This window comes from Kosakonia radicincitans DSM 16656 (assembly GCF_000280495.2).
Taxonomy (GTDB): domain Bacteria; phylum Pseudomonadota; class Gammaproteobacteria; order Enterobacterales; family Enterobacteriaceae; genus Kosakonia; species Kosakonia radicincitans.
Map to the genome: position 1 here is coordinate 3,260,727 of NZ_CP018016.1, position 21,543 is coordinate 3,282,269.

Annotated in this window: 19 protein-coding genes; 12 read left to right on the plus strand and 7 right to left on the minus strand. The window is 53.7% G+C overall.

The genetic code is table 11. From position 1 onward, the window contains the following. Positions 1 to 12: 12 nt before the first annotated feature. Positions 13 to 1,356: an NADP-specific glutamate dehydrogenase gene (gdhA, locus tag Y71_RS15675; protein ID WP_007374607.1), complete on the plus strand. Its 1,344-nt coding sequence runs from the start codon at positions 13 to 15 to the stop codon at positions 1,354 to 1,356. Positions 1,357 to 1,426: 70 nt separating this feature from the next. On the opposite strand, the gene Y71_RS15680 is transcribed toward gdhA, so the two are convergent. Further along, a complete protein-coding gene (locus Y71_RS15680) occupies positions 1,427 to 3,376 on the minus strand; it encodes a DNA topoisomerase III (protein ID WP_007374606.1) in 1,950 nt (649 codons plus the stop codon). A gap of 3 nt (positions 3,377 to 3,379) precedes the next feature. Further along, positions 3,380 to 4,423 carry a selenide, water dikinase SelD gene (gene selD, locus Y71_RS15685; RefSeq protein ID WP_007374605.1) on the minus strand — a complete coding sequence of 348 codons (1,044 nt, stop codon included), beginning with the start codon at positions 4,421 to 4,423 and terminating at the stop codon, positions 3,380 to 3,382. A 279-nt stretch (positions 4,424 to 4,702) separates the two neighbouring features. On the opposite strand from selD, the gene phoC reads away from it, so the two are divergent. Then, entirely contained in the window at positions 4,703 to 5,449 is a 747-nt protein-coding gene (gene phoC, locus Y71_RS15690; protein ID WP_007374604.1) for an acid phosphatase PhoC, read from the plus strand. A gap of 62 nt (positions 5,450 to 5,511) precedes the next feature. On the opposite strand, the gene Y71_RS15695 is transcribed toward phoC, so the two are convergent. Next, positions 5,512 to 6,063: an NAD(P)H nitroreductase gene (locus tag Y71_RS15695; protein WP_007374603.1), complete on the minus strand. Its 552-nt coding sequence runs from the start codon at positions 6,061 to 6,063 to the stop codon at positions 5,512 to 5,514. Positions 6,064 to 6,225: 162 nt separating this feature from the next. Here Y71_RS15695 and sppA point away from each other — a divergent pair, with 162 nt between their 5' ends. The 3 genes from sppA (at position 6,226) to pncA (ending at position 9,809) form a co-directional block, all read left to right on the plus strand. Further along, positions 6,226 to 8,079 carry a signal peptide peptidase SppA gene (gene sppA, locus Y71_RS15700; RefSeq protein ID WP_007374602.1) on the plus strand — a complete coding sequence of 618 codons (1,854 nt, stop codon included), beginning with the start codon at positions 6,226 to 6,228 and terminating at the stop codon, positions 8,077 to 8,079. 61 nt (positions 8,080 to 8,140) lie between these two features. Next, positions 8,141 to 9,157 carry an asparaginase gene (ansA, locus tag Y71_RS15705; protein WP_007374601.1) on the plus strand — a complete coding sequence of 339 codons (1,017 nt, stop codon included), beginning with the start codon at positions 8,141 to 8,143 and terminating at the stop codon, positions 9,155 to 9,157. A 10-nt stretch (positions 9,158 to 9,167) separates the two neighbouring features. Next, a complete protein-coding gene (gene pncA / locus Y71_RS15710; protein ID WP_007374600.1) occupies positions 9,168 to 9,809 on the plus strand; it encodes a bifunctional nicotinamidase/pyrazinamidase in 642 nt (213 codons plus the stop codon). Positions 9,810 to 9,898: 89 nt separating this feature from the next. Here the strand turns inward: pncA and Y71_RS15715 are convergent, their stop codons facing one another. Beyond that, positions 9,899 to 10,174: a YeaC family protein gene (locus Y71_RS15715; RefSeq protein WP_007374599.1), complete on the minus strand. Its 276-nt coding sequence runs from the start codon at positions 10,172 to 10,174 to the stop codon at positions 9,899 to 9,901. 38 nt (positions 10,175 to 10,212) lie between these two features. Further along, a complete protein-coding gene (gene msrB / locus Y71_RS15720; protein ID WP_007374598.1) occupies positions 10,213 to 10,626 on the minus strand; it encodes a peptide-methionine (R)-S-oxide reductase MsrB in 414 nt (137 codons plus the stop codon). Between the two features lie 343 nt (positions 10,627 to 10,969). Between msrB and gapA the strand changes: the two genes are divergently transcribed. Both gapA and Y71_RS15730 read left to right on the plus strand, forming a co-directional pair. Further along, a complete protein-coding gene (gene gapA, locus Y71_RS15725) occupies positions 10,970 to 11,965 on the plus strand; it encodes a glyceraldehyde-3-phosphate dehydrogenase (protein ID WP_007374597.1) in 996 nt (331 codons plus the stop codon). 76 nt (positions 11,966 to 12,041) lie between these two features. Continuing rightward, the gene (locus Y71_RS15730; protein WP_007374596.1) at positions 12,042 to 12,926 is read left to right on the plus strand and encodes a D-hexose-6-phosphate mutarotase; all 885 of its coding nucleotides are present in this window, start codon (positions 12,042 to 12,044) and stop codon (positions 12,924 to 12,926) included. A 45-nt stretch (positions 12,927 to 12,971) separates the two neighbouring features. Here Y71_RS15730 and Y71_RS15735 read toward each other — a convergent pair whose 3' ends face one another. Further along, a complete protein-coding gene (locus tag Y71_RS15735) occupies positions 12,972 to 13,829 on the minus strand; it encodes an aldo/keto reductase (RefSeq protein ID WP_007374595.1) in 858 nt (285 codons plus the stop codon). Between the two features lie 91 nt (positions 13,830 to 13,920). Next, positions 13,921 to 14,667 carry a MipA/OmpV family protein gene (locus Y71_RS15740; protein ID WP_007374594.1) on the minus strand — a complete coding sequence of 249 codons (747 nt, stop codon included), beginning with the start codon at positions 14,665 to 14,667 and terminating at the stop codon, positions 13,921 to 13,923. Between the two features lie 353 nt (positions 14,668 to 15,020). On the opposite strand from Y71_RS15740, the gene Y71_RS15745 reads away from it, so the two are divergent. The 5 genes from Y71_RS15745 (at position 15,021) to yeaG (ending at position 21,502) form a co-directional block, all read left to right on the plus strand. Beyond that, positions 15,021 to 16,157, plus strand: a complete 1,137-nt coding sequence (locus tag Y71_RS15745) for a D-alanyl-lipoteichoic acid biosynthesis protein DltD (protein ID WP_007374593.1) — start codon at positions 15,021 to 15,023, stop codon at positions 16,155 to 16,157. Positions 16,158 to 16,286: 129 nt separating this feature from the next. Beyond that, positions 16,287 to 17,405, plus strand: a complete 1,119-nt coding sequence (locus Y71_RS15750) for an MBOAT family O-acyltransferase (protein ID WP_007374591.1) — start codon at positions 16,287 to 16,289, stop codon at positions 17,403 to 17,405. Next, complete coding sequence (locus tag Y71_RS15755; RefSeq protein ID WP_007374590.1) at positions 17,402 to 18,835, plus strand: AMP-binding protein; 1,434 nt, start codon at positions 17,402 to 17,404, stop codon at positions 18,833 to 18,835. Before Y71_RS15750 ends, Y71_RS15755 begins: the two co-directional genes overlap by 4 nt. A gap of 17 nt (positions 18,836 to 18,852) precedes the next feature. Further along, positions 18,853 to 19,074 carry an acyl carrier protein gene (locus tag Y71_RS15760; RefSeq protein ID WP_007374589.1) on the plus strand — a complete coding sequence of 74 codons (222 nt, stop codon included), beginning with the start codon at positions 18,853 to 18,855 and terminating at the stop codon, positions 19,072 to 19,074. 493 nt (positions 19,075 to 19,567) lie between these two features. After that, positions 19,568 to 21,502 (plus strand): protein kinase YeaG, encoded by a 1,935-nt coding sequence (gene yeaG, locus Y71_RS15765; RefSeq protein ID WP_007374587.1) that lies wholly within the window; start codon positions 19,568 to 19,570, stop codon positions 21,500 to 21,502. The last annotated feature ends 41 nt before the right edge of the window (positions 21,503 to 21,543 follow it).

Genomic DNA, 21,543 nt, shown 5'->3' on the forward strand with positions numbered 1-21,543 from the left:
AAGCTTATATCTATGGATCAGACCCACTCTCTTGAATCCTTTCTCGGTTATGTTCAGCAGCGCGATCCGCACCAGCCGGAGTTCGCCCAGGCCGTGCGCGAAGTGATGACCACCCTCTGGCCGTTTCTTGAAGCTAACCCGCGCTATCGCCAGCTGTCGCTGCTGGAGCGGCTGGTTGAACCGGAACGCGTGATCCAGTTTCGCGTGGCCTGGGTTGATGACCGCAACCAGGTGCAGGTCAACCGCGCATGGCGCGTACAGTTCAGCTCCGCCATTGGTCCCTACAAAGGCGGGATGCGTTTTCACCCGTCAGTGAATTTGTCGATTTTGAAATTCCTCGGTTTCGAGCAGACCTTTAAAAATGCGCTGACTACCCTGCCAATGGGCGGCGGCAAAGGTGGCAGCGACTTCGATCCGAAAGGCAAAAGCGACGGCGAAGTGATGCGTTTTTGCCAGGCGTTGATCAGCGAACTGTACCGCCATCTCGGCGCGGATACCGACGTTCCGGCGGGCGATATCGGCGTCGGTGCGCGTGAAGTCGGCTTTATGGCCGGGATGATGAAAAAACTCTCCAACAACACCGCCTGCGTCTTCACCGGCAAAGGGTTGACGTTCGGCGGCAGTTTGATCCGCCCGGAAGCCACCGGCTACGGCCTGGTTTACTTCACCGAAGCGATGCTGAAACGCCACGGTCTCGGTTTTGAAGGGATGCGCGTGGCGGTTTCCGGTTCCGGCAATGTGGCGCAGTACGCCATCGAAAAAGCGATGTCCCTTGGCGCGCGCGTGATCACGGCTTCTGATTCCAGCGGCACTGTCGTTGATGAAGCCGGTTTTACGGCGGAAAAACTGGCCCGTCTGTGTGAAATCAAAGCCAGTCGCGATGGCCGGATCGCCGACTATGCGCGGGAGTTTGGCCTGAACTATCTGCAGGGCCAGCAGCCATGGTCCGTGCCCGTGGATATTGCGCTGCCGTGCGCCACGCAGAATGAACTGGCTGTGGATGCAGCACGCGTGCTGATCGCCAACGGCGTGAAAGCGGTGGCCGAAGGGGCGAATATGCCCACCACTATCGCGGCGACCGAACTGTTCCTTGAAGCAAACGTGCTGTTCGCGCCGGGTAAAGCCGCCAATGCGGGCGGCGTAGCCACTTCCGGGCTGGAGATGGCACAGAATGCCGCGCGTTTAAGCTGGAAAGCAGAGAAAGTGGACGCCCGTCTGCACCACATCATGCTTGATATTCATCAGGCCTGCGTCGAATACGGCGGTGAAGGTAAACAGACGCACTATGTGCGCGGCGCCAACATCGCCGGTTTTGTGAAAGTCGCCGACGCGATGCTGGCGCAGGGTGTGATTTAACCCCAGGCCTGATAAGCGAAGCGCCATCAGGCATTCATTGCCGGATGGCGGCATACAGGCTTTATCCGGCCTACGACACAACAGCGTCGCCGCCCGCCTCAGTTGATGGCGGGCGTTTTTTACTCCGTCCTTTGGCAAACGTTTTTTTCTTCTCGCCGCCCGGCGCAACCAGGCCACGGAACTGACGCACCGGCGTATTACGCGCCTGGTGGATCAACTCATGCAGCGTGCTGACCAGCGGCTGCATGAAGTCCTGATAGCGGCACTCTTTTTCGCTGATTTGCGTCAGCACCGACTCCCAGTGCGCCGTCATATCCGGTCTGGCCGCCATTTCCGGCAATGAATGGATCAGCGCCCGTCCCGGCTCGGTGGAGTGGATGTAGCGCCCTTTTTTAACCAGAAAACTGCGTTTAAACAGCAGTTCGATAATCCCGGCGCGCGTTGCTTCCGTCCCCAGCCCGTCGGTGGCGCGCAGGATCTTTTTCAGCTCTTTATCCTGCACAAAGCGGGCGATACCGGTCATCGCCGACAATAATGTGGCGTCGGTAAAGTGGCGCGGCGGCTGCGTCTGACGGGCCACCACTTCGCCCTTCTCGCACAGCAGCTCGTCGCCTTTCGCCACCACCGGCAGCGGCGTGCCATCGTTCTCCTCATCGCGCTCTTTCGAACCCAACAGCGTTCGCCAGCCGGCTTCCGCCAGGAAACGCGCTTTGGCGATAAACTTGCCGTTGGCGATATCCAGATCGATCTGGCATTTGCGGAACACCGCATCCGGGCAGAACTGCATCAGATACTGGCGGGCAATCAGGTTATAAACGTTGGCTTCGTTATCGCTGAGATTCACTTTCGATGCCCGCGCGGTCGGAATAATGGCGTGGTGCGCATCGACCTTTTTGTCATCCCAGCAGCGGTTGCGCGTATCCGGGTTGACCACCGGCTGCGGCAGCAGATCCGGCGCATGCGCGCCAATTGCATTCATCACCGCATGGCGCCCGGCAAAGTGCTCTTCCGGCAAATAACGGCAATCCGAACGCGGATAGGTAATCAGCTTGTGGGTTTCGTACAGCTTCTGGCAGATATCCAGCACATTTTGCGCGCTGAGACCGTAGCGTTTCGCCGCTTCAATCTGCAACGCCGAAAGGGAAAACGGCAGCGGCGCCAGTTCCGATTCGCGCTTATCGTTATACGCCGTAACCAGCGCTGGCTGGCCGGTAATGCGGCTGACCACATGTTCCGCCAGCGGACGATGCAGCAGACGCCCTTCTTCATCCTGATACGGCTCGCAGGCATCGCTCGGCTGCCACAGGGCGGTAAAGCGCTCTCCGGCAGGCGTGACGATATGCGCTTTCACCTCAAAGAAATCTTTCGCCACGAAGTTTTCGATCTCTTCATCGCGGCGCACCACCAGCCCGAGCACCGGCGTCTGTACGCGGCCAACCGAGAGCACGCCCTGATAACCGGCGTTGCGCCCCAGCAGCGTATACGCGCGGGTCATGTTGATGCCGTACAGCCAGTCGGCGCGGGCGCGGGCCAGCGCCGATACGCACAGCGGAATAAACTCGCTATTGGCGCGCAGGCGTTCGATCGCGCGCTCCACCGCCTGCGGGTTGAGATCGTTAATCAGGCAGCGTTGCACCTGCTGGCGCTTTTCCGGCGCCAGTTGCAGGTAGTCGATCACCTCGTCCACCAGCAACTGCCCTTCGCGATCCGGGTCACCCGCGTGCACCACCTGCTCGGCATCCGCGAGCAGGCGTTTAATGACATTGATCTGTTTCAGCACCGACGGGCGCGGTTGCAACTGCCACTTTTCCGGCACAATCGGCAAATCCGCCAGATTCCAGCGGGCGTAGCGGCTATCGTAGGCATCCGGCTGCGCCTGCTCCAGCAGGTGACCGATACACCAGGTCACCACCTGACCATTACCGCACTCAATATAGCCGTCGCCTTTGCGATGCGGTTTGGGTAACACATCGGCAATGGCGCGGGCCAGACTGGGCTTTTCGGCAATAAATAACCGCATGAATTAACGGATCTCGATCATCGGACGACCGCCACGAGCACTGACCAGCTCGCCAATGGCGCTCAGTTCAATGCCGTACTCTGCCGCCGTGGCTTTCACCTCGTTTTCCGCTTCCAGCGACACCGCCAACAGCAGGCCGCCGGAGGTTTGCGGATCGCACAGCAGATCGCGCACGGACGCAGGCATTTCGCCCATCAGATGACCATAGCTGGCGAAGTTGCGCTGCGTGCCGCCCGGCACGGCGCCTTTGGCAATATACTCTTCGACGCCCGGCAGTTTCGGCACAGCCTGATAATTCACCTGCGCCTGCACGCCAGCGCCCTGGCACATCTCGCCCAGATGGCCGAGCAGGCCAAAGCCGGTGACATCGGTCATCGCTTTCACCCCGTCGATATTCGCAAAGGCTGCGCCAGCAATATTCATCCGGCACATCACTTCCGTTGCCAGGCCAACATGTTCCGGCTTAAGCAGGGATTTTTTCTCGGCAGTGGTTAATACGCCAATGCCCAGCGGTTTGGTGAGGAACAGTTTGCAGCCCGCCTGCGCGGTGCTGTTTTTCTTCACGCGCTCTGTCGGCACCACGCCGGTCACGGCGAGACCGAAAATCGGCTCCGGCGCATCGATAGAGTGACCGCCCGCCAGCGCAATACCCGCCTGCTGGCAAGCAAAGCGCCCGCCATCGATCACTTCACGGGCAATTTCCGGCGGCAGTTTATCGAGCGGCCAGCCGAGGATGGCAATCGCCATGATCGGTTTTCCCCCCATCGCAAAGACATCGCTGATGGCGTTGGTTGCCGCAATACGGCCAAAATCGAACGGGTTATCGACGATAGGCATGAAAAAATCGGTGGTACTGATAATGCAAGTGCCGTTACCGAGATCGTAAACCGCGGCGTCGTCGCGCGTTTCATTACCGACCAGCAGATTCGGGTCGAGAAACTTTGCCTGCTCGCTGTGCAGAATGGTATCCAGCACTTTGGGGGAAATTTTACAACCGCAACCGGCTCCGTGGCTGTATTGCGTTAAACGAATGGTTTGCTCGCTCATGGACATCTCCTGTCATTGCAATCCCGCTATGGTAGCGCCCAAACGGCATGGTGGTAAGTCTGCGTGTCTGAATTCACGCGCTGTTGCTCATTAAGCGAACGAATAACAGCATTTCGCTGCTGAGTATGTCGCCACATAACATCACTGAACTCAATACATCGGCCATTTTGCGATACAGAGCAATTTTTTAAACCGTGAGTTTATTTATTACTGTTATATGACAGAAATATTACTTATCTTTTCAACTGAGGATGTTATTGATAATTAAAGGAATCACTAATGAAAAGACGTTTACTTACCCTCTGCATTGCCAGTTTGTTCTCTGTTAATACCTTTGCGCTTGTCCCTGCGGGCAACGATGCCACCACCAAACCAGACCTCTACTACCTGAAAAATGCGCAGGCGATTGACAGCCTGGCGTTGCTGCCGCCACCGCCGGAAGTAGGCAGCATTGCGTTTCTCAACGATCAGGCGATGTATGAACAAGGCCGCCTGCTGCGCAACACTGAACGTGGCAAACAGGCTGCGGAAGACGCCAACCTGAGTAGCGGCGGCGTCGCCAATGCCTTCTCAACGGCATTCGGTTCACCGATTACCGAAAAAGATTCCCCGCAGTTGCATAAGCTGCTGACCAATATGATTGAGGATGCGGGCGATCTGGCGACGCGCGGTGCTAAACAGAAGTACATGCGCATCCGCCCGTTTGCCTTCTATGGTGTGCCGACCTGCAATACCAAAGAGCAGGATGCATTGTCGAAAAACGGCTCCTACCCTTCCGGACACACCTCAATTGGCTGGGCAACGGCGCTGGTGCTCGCAGAAATTAACCCGCAGCGCCAGGATCAGATCCTCAAACGCGGCTACGATCTGGGGCAAAGCCGGGTGATCTGCGGCTACCACTGGCAGAGTGATGTTGATGCCGCGCGGATCGTCGGTTCTGCCGTTGTCGCCACGCTACACACCAGCCCGGCATTCCAGCAACAATTGCAGAAAGCCAAAGCGGAGTTTGCTGCGAAGAATAAGTAGCAAATTAATAACGCAGGCCGGATAAGCGTTAGCGCCATCCGGCCTGTGAATAGATGTGGTGATTAAAAACGCGTGACGAACGGAGCGATATCCGGAACCGTAACGGTGGTGGAGGCTTTCAGTTGCGGCGTGCCGAGATACAGGAAGCCGACGATTTTGTCCTGCTCGCGGCAGGCAAACGCCTCGCGCACCTGCGGGCTGTCGGTCAGCGGGCCGGTACGCCAGATGCCATTGAACCCCTGAGCCAGCGCCGCCATCTGCATCGCCATCACGGCACAACCGGCAGAAAGCAGCTGTTCCCACTGCGGCACTTTATGACCCACTTCACATTTCGCGACCACGGTAATAATCAGCGGCGCGCGCAGCGGCGAAGTGCGCGCTTTCTCAATGCCCTTCTCATCCTGGCCTGCCGCAATTGCGCCCTGCTCCAGCACCTTACCGAAGCGTTCGCGCCCTTCGCCGTCGATAACGAAAAAGTGCCACGGTTGCAGCGTACCATGATCGGGTGCGCGCATACCGGCACGCAGAATGTTATCCAGTTGTTCACCCGCTGGTGCCGGTTCCGCCAGGCGTGACGCGCTACGACGGTTGACGAGCAGTTCAAGTGCATCCATTAGTTAAACTCCTGTATTAAAATTTATTCTTAAAATTAACACGGACGTAGAATTTGTTACAGCGCCGCAGGCGATTCCTGCTGACAAGAGGCGGCGGGATAATTAGGATAACCACACTTCGCCGCCCGGGCAGCGGTGGCCTAAACAAACCAGGGAGAATACATGCGAACACTTTGGCGTTTTATTGCCGCTTTTTTTCGATGGAGCTGGCGATTGCTGAACTTTATCCGCAATCTGGTATTGAATTTGTTCTTTATCCTGCTGGTTCTGGTGGGCGTCGGGATCTGGATGCAGGTAAGCGACAGCAAAACCGAGCACAGCAATCGCGGCGCATTACTGCTGGATATCACCGGCGTAGTGGTCGATAAAACTTCAACCAGCGGACGTCTTGGTGCACTGGGCCGCCAGCTCTTTGGCGCCAGTTCCGATCGCCTTCAGGAGAATTCGCTGTTTGATATCGTTGAGACCATTCGACAGGCGCAGAGCGATCGCAATATCACCGGTATTGTGATGGATCTGAAAAACTTCGCCGGCGCCGATCAACCCTCAATGCAGTACATCGGTAAAGCGCTGCGCGCGTTCCGCGACAGCGGTAAACCGGTTTACGCCATCGGTGATAACTACAGTCAGGGCCAGTATTACCTTGCCAGCTTCGCCAATAAGATCTGGCTGTCGCCGCAGGGCGTGGTGGATCTGCACGGTTTCGCCACCAACGGCCTCTACTACAAAACCTTGCTGGATAAGCTGAAAGTCACCACGCATGTGTTCCGCGTTGGCACGTATAAATCTGCCGTTGAGCCGTTTATTCGTGACGATATGTCCCCTGCCGCGCGCGAAGCGGACAGCCGCTGGATCAATGAGCTGTGGCAAAACTACCTTAATACCGTTGCAGCAAACCGCCAGATCACAGCACAACAGGTCTTCCCTGGTGCGCAGGCGATGCTGGACGGTCTGCGCAAAGCCGATGGCGACACGGCAAAATACGCGCTCGACAACAAGCTGGTGGATGAGCTGGGTTCCGCTGCTGACGCCGAAAAAGCGATGGTCAAACAGTTTGGCTGGAGCAGCGAAGATAAAAACTTCCGCGCTGTCAGCATGTATGACTATCAGACGAAGAAACCGAGCGATGTCGGCGGCACCGTTGCCGTGATCTTCGCGAACGGGGCGATCATGGATGGCGAAGAAACACCGGGGAATGTCGGCGGCGATACCACAGCCGCGCAGATCCGCGACGCGCGTCTTGATCCAAAAGTGAAGGCGATCGTCCTGCGGGTGAACAGCCCTGGCGGCAGCGTCAGTGCTTCCGAAATCATCCGCTCTGAACTGGCAGCGGCAAAAGCGGCTGGCAAACCGGTGGTGGTGTCGATGGGTGGCATGGCGGCCTCTGGCGGCTACTGGATCTCGACCCCGGCGAATTACATCATCGCCAATGCCAGCACCCTGACCGGCTCGATTGGTATTTTTGGCGTGATCAATACGCTGGAAAACAGCCTCGATACCATTGGCGTGCACACCGACGGCGTCGCCACGTCACCGCTGGCGGATGTCAGTATGACCAAAGCGCTGCCTGACGAAGTGCAGCAGATGATGCAACTGAGCATCGATAATGGCTACAAACGCTTTATCACGCTGGTCGCGCAGTCACGCAATAGCACGCCTGAGCAGGTCGATAAGATTGCCCAGGGTCACGTCTGGACAGGCCAGGATGCGAAAAACAACGGTCTGGTTGATGCGCTGGGCGATTTCGACGATGCGCTGGCGAAAGCCGCGGAACTGGCGAAACTCAAGCAGTGGCATGTGGATTACTACGAAGAGGAGCCGAGCTTCTTTGATCGGGTAATGGACAGCATGACTGGCTCCGTGCGCGCGATGCTGCCGCAGGCGTTGCAGGCTTATCTGCCTGCGCCGCTGGCCAGCGCTGCGCAGGAAGTAAAAGCCGAAACGGACAAACTGGCGGTGTTTAACGATCCACAAAATCGTTACGCCCTCTGTCTGAACTGCGCCAATATCCGCTAAACTCACCTCACACGTCCCCTCCACCGGAGGGGATTTTTTTAGATGCGGCAAGAACGAAACCATGCAAAAGAAATCTATTTACGTTGCCTACACCGGCGGTACCATCGGTATGCAACGCTCAGAACACGGTTATGTGCCGGTTTCCGGCCACCTGCAACGTCAACTGGCGCTGATGCCGGAGTTCCATCGCCCGGAGATGCCGGATTTCACGATTCACGAATATGCCCCGCTGATGGACTCTTCCGATATGACGCCGGAAGACTGGCAGCATATTGCTGATGATGTGAAAACGCACTACGACGAGTACGACGGTTTTGTCATTCTGCACGGCACCGACACCATGGCGTACACCGCGTCAGCACTGTCGTTTATGCTGGAAAATCTTGGCAAACCGGTCATTGTGACAGGGTCACAAATCCCACTCGCCGAGCTTCGCTCCGACGGACAAATTAATCTGCTGAACGCGCTGTATGTGGCGGCAAACTTCCCGATTAACGAAGTGACGCTGTTCTTCAACAATCGCCTCTATCGCGGTAACCGCACCACCAAAGCGCATGCGGACGGTTTTGATGCTTTCGCTTCGCCGAACCTGCCGCCGCTGCTGGAAGCCGGCATTCACATTCGCCGACTCAATACGCCACCAGCACCGCATACAGTGGGAGATTTGATCGTACACCCTATCACCCCACAGCCGATTGGCGTGGTGACGATTTATCCGGGGATCTCCGCCGATGTGGTGCGTAATTTCCTGCTTCAGCCGGTAAAAGCATTGATTCTGCGCTCCTATGGTGTGGGAAATGCGCCGCAAAACAGCGAGTTCCTGAAAGCCTTGCAGGATGCCAGCGCGCGCGGCATCGTGGTGGTTAACCTGACACAATGTATGTCCGGCAAGGTGAATATGGGTGGCTACGCCACCGGCAACGCTCTCGCCCATGCCGGGGTGATTGGCGGCGCGGATATGACCGTCGAAGCCACGCTGACCAAACTGCACTACCTGCTGAGCCAGCAGCTTGATGCGGACGCGATCCGTACCGCCATGATGCAAAATCTGCGGGGTGAACTGACGCCGGATGAATGAGGAGGCTTGTATGACGCAACGTGCTCTGCTGTTGGTCGATATCCAGAATGATTTTTGCGCTGGCGGCGCGCTGGCCGTGGCCGAAGGCGACAGCACCGTGGATATTGCCAATACCCTGATCGACTGGTGCAAATCCCGTGGCGATGCGGTACTGGCAAGCCAGGACTGGCACCCCGCCGATCACGGCAGCTTTGCCAGCCAGCACGGTGTTGCGCCGTTTAGCACCGGCGAGCTGGACGGCTTAGCGCAAACGTTCTGGCCGGATCACTGTGTGCAGAACAGTGACGGCGCTGCGCTGCACCCATTACTGAATCAGCAGGCTATTGATGAGGTGTTCCGCAAAGGTGAAGATCCGAACATCGACAGTTACAGTGCGTTTTTCGATAACGATCACCGCAAAGCTACGGCGCTGCATGGCTGGCTGCAACAGCACGGTATTCGCGAGTTAATCGTGCTGGGGCTGGCCACCGACTACTGCGTCAAATTCAGCGTGCTGGATGCGCTGCAACTGGGCTACGAGGTCAGCGTGATCAGCGACGGCTGCCGCGGCGTCAATATCCAGCCGCAGGACAGCACGCAGGCATTTATGGAGATGGCGGTAGAAGGTGCCACGCTCTATACATTGGCGGACTGGCAGGAAACACACGCCTGAGAGACAAAGCCGGATGGCGGCTGTTGCCGTCCGGCTTACAGTTTTACAGGCCAGATAAGGCGAAGCCCCCCTCTGGCATTGCGCGACGCTTATGACTTAAATGTCGCGATCGGCTTCGGCGCAATGCCGAAATCCTCTTTCAACTGCTGTTTACTTTTCATCACCATCTGCCCGTTGGTGTCGATGGTCATGTGCTGCGCCTGCGTGTTGTTGCGCGCCTGCCATAACATCACCAATTGCAGGCTGTTCTCTTTTTGCTCCGGCGTCAGCGCCACGCCGTCTGGCCATTTTCCTAATTCAACGGCCGTCGCCAGTCGCTGGTAGATCTCTGGCGTCATACTGTTAACAATTTGTTCGAGATCCATATTACTCATCTCCGTGGAATAATAGCTGAATCGATTTTTCAACCACGAGTCTGGCTACCGTCTTCATCATCCATGAAACTCAGCGAGGCGGAGTTCACGCAATAACGCTCTCCGGTCGGCTGCGGGCCGTCCGGGAAGACATGGCCCAGATGCGCGTCACATTTCCCGCAGCGAATTTCTATGCGCTGCATACCGTGGGAGTAGTCATTGATGTAGCGGATCGCGTCTTCACTTACCGGTTCAAAAAAACTCGGCCAGCCGCAGCCAGAATCGTACTTGGTTTGGGAATTGAACAGCGCAGCATCGCACACCAGGCAATGGTAAACGCCATCGCGTTTGTTATGCAGCAGACGGCCCGTAAAAGGGGGTTCTGTGCCGTGATTTTGCGTCACATAAAACTGCATTTCAGTCAGTTCTTTTTTCAGGTCGTCTTCGGAGGAATTATTCGCCATATGCTCACATCTCGCGGTAAAAGTAAGACCATTTTTTCCAACGATTCTAACAAAACATTAACACTAGGGTGCTAACTTTTGTTCTAAACTTAGCAGTTGCGATAAAGCAGCCAGGTAATTGTGATGCGTTTCACATTTTTATCCTGTCTGACCTTTAAAATCCCACGCGGCGCCTCCATATGGGGAGGATGCTCAAAGGAAGAGTGAGGCGAGTCAGTCGAACAAAGGTTATGCGGAGGATTGATTTGTCGCAATGATTGACACGATTCCGCTTGACGCTGCGTACGGTTTTTGTAATTTTACAGCCAACCTTTTATTCACTAACAAATAGCTGGTGGAATATATGACTATCAAAGTAGGTATCAACGGTTTTGGCCGTATCGGTCGCATTGTTTTCCGTGCTGCTCAGGAACGTTCTGACATCGAAATCGTTGGTATCAACGATCTGTTGGACGCTGACTACATGGCGTACATGCTGAAATATGACTCCACTCACGGCCGTTTCAACGGTACCGTAGAAGTGAAAGACGGCAACCTGGTTGTTAACGGTAAAACCATCCGTGTTACTGCTGAGAAAGATCCGGCTAACCTGAAATGGAACGAAATCGGCGTTGACGTTGTTGCTGAAGCTACCGGTATCTTCCTTACCGATGAAACTGCTCGTAAGCACATCACTGCTGGCGCGAAAAAAGTGGTTCTGACTGGTCCGTCCAAAGACAACACTCCGATGTTTGTTCGCGGCGCGAACTTCGACAAATATGCTGGCCAGGACATCGTTTCCAACGCATCCTGCACCACCAACTGCCTGGCTCCGCTGGCTAAAGTTATCAACGACAACTTCGGCATCATCGAAGGTCTGATGACCACTGTTCACGCAACCACCGCAACTCAGAAAACCGTTGATGGCCCGTCTCACAAAGACTGGCGCGGCGGCCGCGGCGCATCCCAGAACATCATCCCGTCCTCTACCGGTGCTGCTAAAGCTGTAGGTAAAGTACTGCCGGAACTGAACGGCAAACTGACTGGTATGGCGTTCCGCGTTCCGACTCCGAACGTATCTGTTGTTGACCTGACAGTTCGTCTGGAAAAAGCAGCGTCTTACGAAGAAATCAAGAAAGCCATCAAAGCCGCTTCTGAAGGCCCGATGAAAGGCGTTCTGGGTTACACCGAAGACGACGTTGTATCTACCGATTTCAACGGTGAAGTTTGCACTTCCGTGTTCGATGCTAAAGCTGGTATCGCACTGAACGACAACTTCGTGAAACTGGTTTCCTGGTACGACAACGAAACTGGCTACTCTAACAAAGTTCTGGACCTGATCGCTCACATCTCCAAATAAGTTGAGATGAGAACATGATCTGAAAGAGCGACTTCGGTCGCTCTTTTTTTTGTTTTCAAGACAGAGGATTGCGTTAATGATTACAAAAATTTTTGCACTTCCGGTACTCGAAAAAATTACCCCAACGCTTACCCGCCGTAAAATGGACGAACTGGATGTGTTAGTCGTTGAACATCCGCAGGTTAAAGCCGCCTTTACCTTACAGGGCGCACATCTGCTCTCCTGGAAACCGCAGAGCGAACAGGAAGTCCTGTGGCTGAGCGGCAACACCCCGTTTAAAGATGGCATCGCAATCCGTGGCGGTATTCCGGTGTGCTGGCCGTGGTTTGGCCCGGCAAAACAGCAAGGCCTGCCTGCGCACGGTTTTGCGCGCAATCTGCCGTGGACGCTGAAAGCGCACAACGAAGATGCAAGCGGCGTGGTACTGACTTTTGAACTGCAAAGCAGCGATGCCTCGCGCAAATTCTGGCCGCACGACTTTACTCTGTATGCACGTTATAAACTGGGCGCAACCTGTGAAATTGAACTGGAAGCCCACGGTGAGTTTGAAACCACCTCCGCCCTGCACACCTATTTCAACGTTGGTGATATCGCCGCGGTGAAAGTGAGCGGCCTGGGCGATCGCTTTATCGACAAAGTGAATGACGCAAAAGAAGATGTGCTGGCCGATGGCGTACAAACCTTCCCGGATCGTACCGATCGCGTCTATCTGAATGCTGAAGGTTGCAGTCTGATTCATGATGCCGCGCTGAACCGCACGATTGAAGTGACTCACAGCCATAACGCCAACGTGGTGGCCTGGAACCCGGGTCCGGCGCTCTCCGTCAGCATGGCCGACATGCCGGACGATGGTTATAAAACCTTTGTCTGCGTGGAATCAGTCAATGCGACCGTCGCGCAAAAAGCGACCGCCGAAAAACCGTCCCGCCTGGCACAGAGCATCCGCGTGGTTAAACGCTGATCCGCTGCCTACCCTCTCCCGCCGGGAGAGGGTTAAGGCACGTTATTACACAACATCGAGCGGTGTTTTACGGTTGGGCGCCGGAAACGCATTATCGAGTCGCGCCAAATCATCCGCACTGAGCACGATTTTCAACGCTGCCGCATTTTCCTCGACGTGCGCCACGCTCGCCGCTTTGGGTATTGCCATCACCCCCTGATGACTGATAACCCACGCCAGCAGAATTTGCGCCGCGCTGGCGCGGTGCGCATGGGCAATATCCTGCACCACACGGCTTTCCAGTAAACCATCCCGCAGACGCCCGGCCTGCGCCAGCGGACAATACGCCATTACAGGCATCGCCTGCTGCTGGCACCAGGGCAGTAAATCGAATTCAATCCCGCGGGAGCCGAGGTGATACAGCACCTGATCGGTAGCGCAAGCCTCACCGCCGCTGACGCGGGAAAGTTCCTGCATATCGCTGTAATCGAGGTTAGAGACGCCCCAGCGGCGGATTTTGCCCTGCTGCATCAGCGTTTCCATCACCTCTACCGTTTCAGCAAGCGAGTAGTTGCCACGCCAGTGCAGCAGATAGAGATCGAGCACATCGGTTTTCAGGCGACGCAAACTCGCTTCACAGGCCGCGATCGCTTTTTTACCCGCCGCATTCCACGGATAAACTTTGGAAACCAGAAACGCCTTATCGCGCAAACCGCCCTGTAGTGCTTCGCCGACCACCTCTTCAGCACCACCTTCCGCGTACATTTCGGCGGTATCAATCAGCGTCAGCCCCAGATCGATGCCCGCACGTAGCGCATCCACTTCTTTTGTCCGCATGCGTGAATTTTCACCCATGTACCAGGTGCCCTGGCCGATCGCGGGTAGCGTTGCGTTACCGGTAAAAACGATGTTTTTCTCTGCCATCTTCTCCCCCTGCGATAAATGCACCACCGTAAAACAAAACAGGGCCAAAGGCCCTGTTTTAATGCACAGATTACGCTATTCAAATGCACAATCAGAAACGGTAGGTGACACCCGTGGATAACAAACCCGCCCAGGATTTATCCACCATCGGACTGTCTTTTATTTCATCCGACAGATGGGTATAGCGGCCGGTGCCGTAGATGCTCCAGCTATCGGTCAGGCGGTAGCTGACGCTCAGCTCAAGATACGGGTTCCAGCTACTGTCTGGATCGTAGCTGTTTAAACCGCTGCGACGCGCTTCAGAAGCGGAGACGCCATAATAGTACTCATTCTGGTTGTCGCTATTCCACTCAACACCAATCCCCGGAGTCACCGTCAGACCGCCGTTGTGGTATGCGTACAACCACGCAGCATCCCAGGTGATACCGTTGCTGTTATCCAGCACATCGCCAGCAAGCGTGGTGCGCAGGAAACCATACGGCGTGTTGTGAATATACGATAGCCCCGCCATCATGGTCGCCTTACGGCGATCTAACTGGCGTAACTGATTGTTATCACTGTCTTTCGGTTTAAACTGCCACGGTGAATAGTAGGCCGTAATCGACAGCTTATCCGCATCATCATTCCACAGATAGTAGCCGCCACCGATGCCACGAAACCAGAAATCATCGCCTTCATAGGTGATCACCGGAATCGGCAGTACATCCCTGTCATACTGTTTGTACGGCGTTTCCACGACGCCGACACCAGCGCCCAGGGAAAAGGTATTTTCTGCATTCGCCGCAAAAGCGGAACCTGCAGTCAGCACACCCAGTGCCAGGAGTTTGAGTTTGGTCACAGTCCTTTCTTTCCTGTAGTCAAATAATTGGCGCAAGAAGTTTAACCGCCCACGACATCCTACCCAAATTTTTTTACCTGAGCATTACAAAAAAGACGCTAACTGTTCATAACGCCTCGCCTGGCATATCCGGTGTGACAAAACGCTGCTGCCCCCGGCTCAGCAAAACTGCGGTGAGCCGTTTCTGGAATTACTGGCGATAAATGACGCGCTGTACATACTGTTACACGGCAATACTCATCATTCCCCTGCGGCTGGTATATAGTGTCGCGGAAACAAAGTTTCCTTTGTCTGTGACCTTAAAAAAACAACAATTTTGAAACATAAGAACATCAAGTAATTTCACGTTTATAATGAAAATCAAAAATACTTTTTGCCTACATATCCTGATGGCACTTCTTGCCGTCCTGTTCCTTTGTATTCATCCACTGATGAACAGTTATGCCCCGCCGCTTAAATTCCAGCCGCTGATCGAATCTATGGACGGAACGACAAAAGAACAGGCGGAAAAAATAGCGACTATTTCCCATGCATTACAGGGCAATGCGATTTTTTTCATTGGTGCATCGGAGGTAGCCACCTCTGAAGATGAGCCTTACGCTGTATATAATTATCTGAACAATGATTTACATCGTAATGTAGTTGCATTTGGCGACAGTTTTGATGACAGCATCACCCATTTTCTTTTGCTGTCACGCTTTAAAGATTCCCTTAACGCAAACAGTAAAGTGGTTTTACTACTGGCCCCCGACAGCTTTTATTCTACTGGTGTGCCTCCCACTATTTTCGCTAACAATTTCCCGGCGCCCGTATTTAATCCATTAATGCAGGATGAACAGACTCGCCCATTTTTGGTCAATTACTTGCGCAAAATAGATAAAAAGGAAACCAGCCATTTAACGTTTGCACAAATGAAAATCTCTGGCTGGGACCTGGACAATATCTGGCAAGAAGTCAGTTATGAGTTTGACAATTTTTGCACGCTGATAAAAAACGACTGGCTGGCGATGCTGCATATTGTCCCTTCACCTGCGCGGCCCTGGCCGGTGCAACCTGCCGTTGCCATCACACCGGATTGGGATCGCGAACTGGCTCATGCCCGCAAACTGAACGAAGCGCGTCAGGAAAGCGCCGATACCTTGTGGATGGATAAAACTGTCTATGAACCGGGCGAAAAACCGGAAGTGTGGGACGACTCGCCCGTTGAACCCGAACAAATGAAAGCGTTTCGCGCCATGATCCAGTTGCTGAAAGAACACCACGTCCAGGTGGTAGTCATTATCGATGCGATTAACCGGCGCGCGGTGCAAAACCCCGAACTCGTACAGCCTGCAGTAATACAGACGACGGCCATTCTGAAAGAAAATCAGATCCCGTATCTTGATATGTATTCAATGCCCTATCAGAACGGCTGGAACTGGGATCGCCTGCATCCTACCGACCTCGCATGGGTTCCGATGGACCGCTTTATTGTTGAGAGTTTTAAATGATGAAATACGCTATTCGCCTGTTTTTCCTTTACCTCTTACTGGCGGTCACCATTATCGCGTGGTCCTCTGTTGATGAAAGCATGAATTTAAAAGTGCACTTTGAATATCAAAAGTTCTAAGGAATGAATGATGTACAGCTCCGGAACCTTTTTCTTCTTTCTCTTTTCTTCGGCGTTGCTGTTTGCGCTGGTTAACCGGGTGTTGCGTTACCGGTTAACTTATTTATCCGCTTTTTCCGTGCTGGCGGCATTCGGCTGGGGATATATATTTCAGGGTGATTACATTGTCCCTGTTGCGGTATTCCTCAGTTTTTATGTTCTCGTGACCTTAAAAGAGAAAGGCTGGTTAAAAACCTGGCAAGCGGTAAGTTTAACCCTGCTGCCTTTGTTCGCGGTGAAATTACATTTAAATAATCACTGGGGAATGATTGGCTTATCTTTTATGACCTTCCGCGCCATTGATGTCCTGCTCTACCGCAACAAAAAAGATGGCAACAATGTTTTACATTATTTCTGTTACCTGTTTATGCCGTTTATTATTCTGGCCGGTCCGATGTATCGCTGGCGAACATGGATCACAGATATTAATAAACCGCTATTTACGTTGACACGTGAGCAATTTCTCGTTGCCGCAGAACGCATTTTTACCGGCATTATCCAGAAATTCTTATTTGCCATGCTGATCGATAACCTGGTCATTCAGTCGTGGAGCCATCGTCCGTTTACCTTAAGTGTTGGCATTGTTATGTCGCTGGCCTATAGCGCCTATCTCTATTTTGATTTTGCCGGTTACAGCAATATGGCAATCGGCGCCGCACGTTTGTTTGGTCTTAATATTCCGGCAAATTTCAATATGCCCATTCTGGCGAAAAATCCACAGGATTTCTGGCGCCGTTTCCATATCAGTCTGTCTGAATGGTTACGCGATGTGGTCTTTATGCCGATTTATATGAATTTAATGAAGCTCGACTTTTTCCGTCAGAACAAAACGCTGGCGCAGAATATTGGTATTTTCTGCACGCTGTTTTGTATGGGGGCATGGAACGGGCTCGAACGGCACTATGTCATTAGCGGCGCTCTGTTTGGCGCCATTTCAGTTGCACACAACATGTTGCAATGGTCAGCGAAGCGCAGCCCGGCACTGAACCGTTGGTTGCAATACCCCGTGATGCTCTTTTTGGGACGCCTGTTAACGCTCGCAAGCGCTGCGGTATCCCTTTACATTTTTAGCGGAATGTCTCCCCTATGAATCTTCACTCTGATCTCCAGGCGCTCCAGGATTTCCTGCGTGCAGCATTACTCGATCCTGCTCGTCCGCATCAGTTAGCGATCAGCGGCAGCGATGAAACATTAACCTGGCAACAACTCTCTGTGGCGGTAACAGAGTGGTTACAGCGCTATCAGCGTTGCCAGCCACCGGCAGGAACGCCAGTGGTGTTATATGGCCACCAGCAGGCGGAATTCGCGGTGGCAATCTATAGCTGCCTGCTCCATAACATTCCCTATATTCCGGTAGACTGCATTTACCCCCAGGAAAGGCTGAAGGAGATTTGCCACCTCGCCAGCGCGCCGTACTACTACGACGTAGCGACCCGGCAGTTTGTGCCAACCGGTGAAGTCGGCCAGCCGCTGGCAGAACCGGATCTCGCCTATATCATGTTTACTTCTGGTAGTACTGGTAAACCGAAGGGCGTGCAGATCGGGCGGGAAAGCGTGTGGCATTTTATGCAGTGGGTGAGCCAGGATTTCGCGTTGCCGCAAGTGCCGGTGCTGATGAACCACGCACTGTTCAGTTTCGATCTCTCGTTGATTCCATTGCTGGCGAATCTGGCAACAGGCGGCCACATTGTGCTGAATGCCAAAGAGGATATCGCGGCGGAAGACTGGCTCACCCGGCTGAAAAATAATGCTGTCTCAGTCTGGGTTTCCACCCCCTCTTTCGCCTACCAGAAATTGCTCTCGCCGCAGTTCAATAGCGACTTTTTACCGACGCTTGGCGTGTTTATATTTATCGGCGAGGTGCTCAACAAAGCACTGGTTAAACAGCTGCGCCGCCGTTTTCCGCACGCCAAAATCCTCAACTCCTATGGTCCGACCGAAGCGACTATCGCCACCACCGTGGTTGAAATCACCGATGAGATAGTGAACCGCGAGAACGACCTGCTGCCGATCGGCACCATGATGCCGGAATCCAGAATGGAGATTACTGCAGAGGGTGAGCTGATAATCTGGGGCAAAAACGTGATGCGCGGCTATCTCGGCCTGCCGCAGGAGAATGCAGAAAAATTGCTGCGCCGGGAAGGCGAAGCATGGCGCGGCTATAAAACGGGCGATCTCGGCTATGAAGATGGGCTTCTTTACTGCCAGGGACGTAATGACAGCCAGATCAAACTCAACGGCTACCGCATTGAAATCAACGAGATTGAAAACCGCCTGCTGGCGATGTCCGGCATTCGTGAGGCGGTCGTATTGCCGTTGATGAAAACGGGCGGCGGCGTGCTGCGTATCGCGGCGTTCTGCGTAACAAAACTGGCACCTGACGCTATCAAACATTCACTTTCACAGGTGGTGCCATCATACATGGTGCCGTCGCAAATCATTATCCAGGACGCTTTGCCGTTGAACCCTAACGGTAAAATCGACCGTAAACTGCTGGACAGCCACGCCCGCAGCAACTGATTACACAGGAAAAGACAATGGAACAAGAAATTCTCGCGCTGTTTGAAAAGATTCTGTCCCGCAAGGTGGGCTTTCATGATGAGCTGATCGAGTCCGATATTCTCGACTCCATTCTCGCGGTAGATATGGTTCTGGAAGTGCAGGACGTTTACGGCTGCATGATCCCGCCGACGGAAGTCGCCACCGTGCTGAAAACGCCCGCCGATTTAGCACGTTACGTTGAAGAGCACCGCGGCTAATCACACGGGCTTTATGATATTCAAAGGCTCCAGGCATTATCGCCAGGAGCTTTTTTTCGTCTTAACAACGAAAAAACGCCCCTCTGTCATCATCGTTTCACACTGCTCACGTAGTTAATATTGTCGCTCATCTTTGTACTGAGACGAAGTGACCATGACGGCGTCACTTTTTCTATACTTGCGATTCCGCACATCCTGTAAAAATTTACCAACATTCGCCCGGTGCGAAATGTTGGCATTTTCCAACGCAAAAACCCGCTATCAATCATAAAAAATCTGTATAAATCAAATTAGACAGATATTTAATCTAAATAATGAGTAAAAAACACCCTCCTGCCATCAGAATCGTCTCCAGCGATAACTTGATCAAAGACGGATACACGCTCATAACAGATAGGACGGAGCAGATTTTTTATCCCGTTGGTTTGCGACGCTAAAAGTGGAAAAACTGATAGCTGTAATGTTCCCACAGATTAAGAAAGGACGGCATGCCATGAATATATTCGATCACTATCGCCAGCGTTATGAAGCTGCCAAGGACGAAGAGTTCACTTTGCAGGAGTTTCTTGCTATCTGTAAGCAAGATCGTAGTGCCTATGCTAACGCCGCTGAAAGGCTGCTGATGGCTATAGGTGAACCTGTGATGGTAGACACCGCCCAGGAGCCACGGCTTTCCCGTCTCTTTTCGAACCGGGTCATTGGACGCTACCCGGCATTTGAAGAATTCTATGGCATGGAAGAGGCAATAGAACAGATTGTCTCGTACCTCAAACATGCCGCTCAGGGTCTGGAAGAGAAGAAGCAGATTCTCTATTTACTCGGTCCGGTGGGCGGCGGGAAATCGTCGCTGGCTGAACGGCTGAAATCCTTAATGCAACGGGTGCCGATTTACGTGCTGAGCGCCAATGGCGAACGCAGCCCGGTAAACGACCATCCTTTGTGCCTGTTTAACCCGCAGGAAGATGCGCAGATCCTTGAGAAAGAGTACAACGTTCCGCGTCGCTATCTCGGCACCATCATGTCGCCGTGGGCCGCCAAACGTCTGCACGAATTCGGCGGCGACATCAGCAAATTCCGTGTGGTCAAAGTATGGCCGTCGATTCTGGAACAGATCGCCATCGCCAAAACTGAACCGGGTGATGAAAACAACCAGGACATCTCCGCGCTGGTGGGTAAAGTGGATATCCGCAAGCTGGAAAACCACGCGCAAAACGATCCGGATGCTTACGGTTATTCCGGCGCGCTGTGCCGGGCAAACCAGGGGGTCATGGAATTCGTCGAAATGTTCAAAGCACCGATCAAGGTGCTGCACCCACTGCTGACCGCCACGCAGGAGGGGAACTATAACGGTACGGAAGGCATATCCGCCCTGCCGTTTAACGGCATTATCCTCGCCCACTCGAACGAATCGGAATGGGTGCAGTTCCGTAACAACAAAAACAACGAAGCATTTCTTGACCGTGTTTACATCGTCAAGGTGCCTTATTGCCTGCGCATCTCGGAAGAGATGAAAATTTACGAAAAACTGCTCAATCACAGTGAGCTGTCCCATGCGCCATGCGCGCCGGGCACGCTGGAAACACTGGCGCGTTTCTCGATCCTGTCGCGTCTGAAAGAGCCGGAAAACTCGAGCATCTACTCGAAAATGCGGGTCTACGATGGTGAAAGCCTGAAAGATACCGATCCGAAAGCCAAATCATACCAGGAGTATCGCGACTACGCCGGGGTCGATGAAGGGATGAACGGTCTGTCGACGCGTTTCGCCTTTAAGATCCTCTCCCGCGTGTTTAACTTCGATCATGTGGAAGTGGCGGCCAACCCGGTGCATCTGTTCTACGTACTGGAGCAGCAAATTGAGCGCGAGCAGTTCCCGCAAGAGCTGGCCGAGCGTTACCTGGAGTTCCTGAAAGGCTATCTGATCCCGAAATATGCCGAGTTTATCGGCAAAGAGATCCAGACGGCGTACCTGGAATCCTACTCCGAATATGGGCAGAACATTTTCGACCGTTATGTCACTTATGCGGATTTCTGGATCCAGGATCAGGAGTATCGCGACCCGGATACCGGCCAGTTGTTTGACCGTGAATCCCTGAACGCGGAACTGGAAAAAATCGAGAAACCGGCAGGGATCAGCAACCCGAAAGATTTCCGTAACGAAATCGTCAATTTTGTGCTGCGCGCCCGCGCCAACAACAATGGCCGCAACCCGAACTGGACCAGTTACGAAAAACTGCGCACGGTCATCGAGAAGAAAATGTTCTCGAATACCGAAGAGCTTTTGCCGGTCATTTCGTTTAATGCCAAAACCTCAACCGACGAGCAGAAAAAGCATGACGACTTTGTCGATCGTATGATGGAAAAAGGCTACACCCGCAAGCAGGTTCGCCTGCTCTGCGAATGGTATCTGCGTGTTCGTAAATCATCATAACAACGATCGGGCCGCGCCCTGCGCGCGGCCTGTTGCAAAGT

Coding starts and splice junctions, on each gene's coding strand:
- Y71_RS15745 (WP_007374593.1), top strand. CDS start 15,021: ATGAAAATCAAAAATACTTTTTGCCTACATATCCTGATGGCACTTCTT.
- gdhA (WP_007374607.1), top strand. CDS start 13: ATGGATCAGACCCACTCTCTTGAATCCTTTCTCGGTTATGTTCAGCAG.
- pncA (WP_007374600.1), top strand. CDS start 9,168: ATGACGCAACGTGCTCTGCTGTTGGTCGATATCCAGAATGATTTTTGC.
- ansA (WP_007374601.1), top strand. CDS start 8,141: ATGCAAAAGAAATCTATTTACGTTGCCTACACCGGCGGTACCATCGGT.
- Y71_RS15755 (WP_007374590.1), top strand. CDS start 17,402: ATGAATCTTCACTCTGATCTCCAGGCGCTCCAGGATTTCCTGCGTGCA.
- Y71_RS15680 (WP_007374606.1), bottom strand. CDS start 3,376: ATGCGGTTATTTATTGCCGAAAAGCCCAGTCTGGCCCGCGCCATTGCC.
- phoC (WP_007374604.1), top strand. CDS start 4,703: ATGAAAAGACGTTTACTTACCCTCTGCATTGCCAGTTTGTTCTCTGTT.
- Y71_RS15760 (WP_007374589.1), top strand. CDS start 18,853: ATGGAACAAGAAATTCTCGCGCTGTTTGAAAAGATTCTGTCCCGCAAG.
- selD (WP_007374605.1), bottom strand. CDS start 4,423: ATGAGCGAGCAAACCATTCGTTTAACGCAATACAGCCACGGAGCCGGT.
- Y71_RS15695 (WP_007374603.1), bottom strand. CDS start 6,063: ATGGATGCACTTGAACTGCTCGTCAACCGTCGTAGCGCGTCACGCCTG.
- Y71_RS15715 (WP_007374599.1), bottom strand. CDS start 10,174: ATGGATCTCGAACAAATTGTTAACAGTATGACGCCAGAGATCTACCAG.
- yeaG (WP_007374587.1), top strand. CDS start 19,568: ATGAATATATTCGATCACTATCGCCAGCGTTATGAAGCTGCCAAGGAC.
- sppA (WP_007374602.1), top strand. CDS start 6,226: ATGCGAACACTTTGGCGTTTTATTGCCGCTTTTTTTCGATGGAGCTGG.
- Y71_RS15735 (WP_007374595.1), bottom strand. CDS start 13,829: ATGGCAGAGAAAAACATCGTTTTTACCGGTAACGCAACGCTACCCGCG.
- Y71_RS15730 (WP_007374596.1), top strand. CDS start 12,042: ATGATTACAAAAATTTTTGCACTTCCGGTACTCGAAAAAATTACCCCA.
- Y71_RS15750 (WP_007374591.1), top strand. CDS start 16,287: ATGTACAGCTCCGGAACCTTTTTCTTCTTTCTCTTTTCTTCGGCGTTG.
- msrB (WP_007374598.1), bottom strand. CDS start 10,626: ATGGCGAATAATTCCTCCGAAGACGACCTGAAAAAAGAACTGACTGAA.
- gapA (WP_007374597.1), top strand. CDS start 10,970: ATGACTATCAAAGTAGGTATCAACGGTTTTGGCCGTATCGGTCGCATT.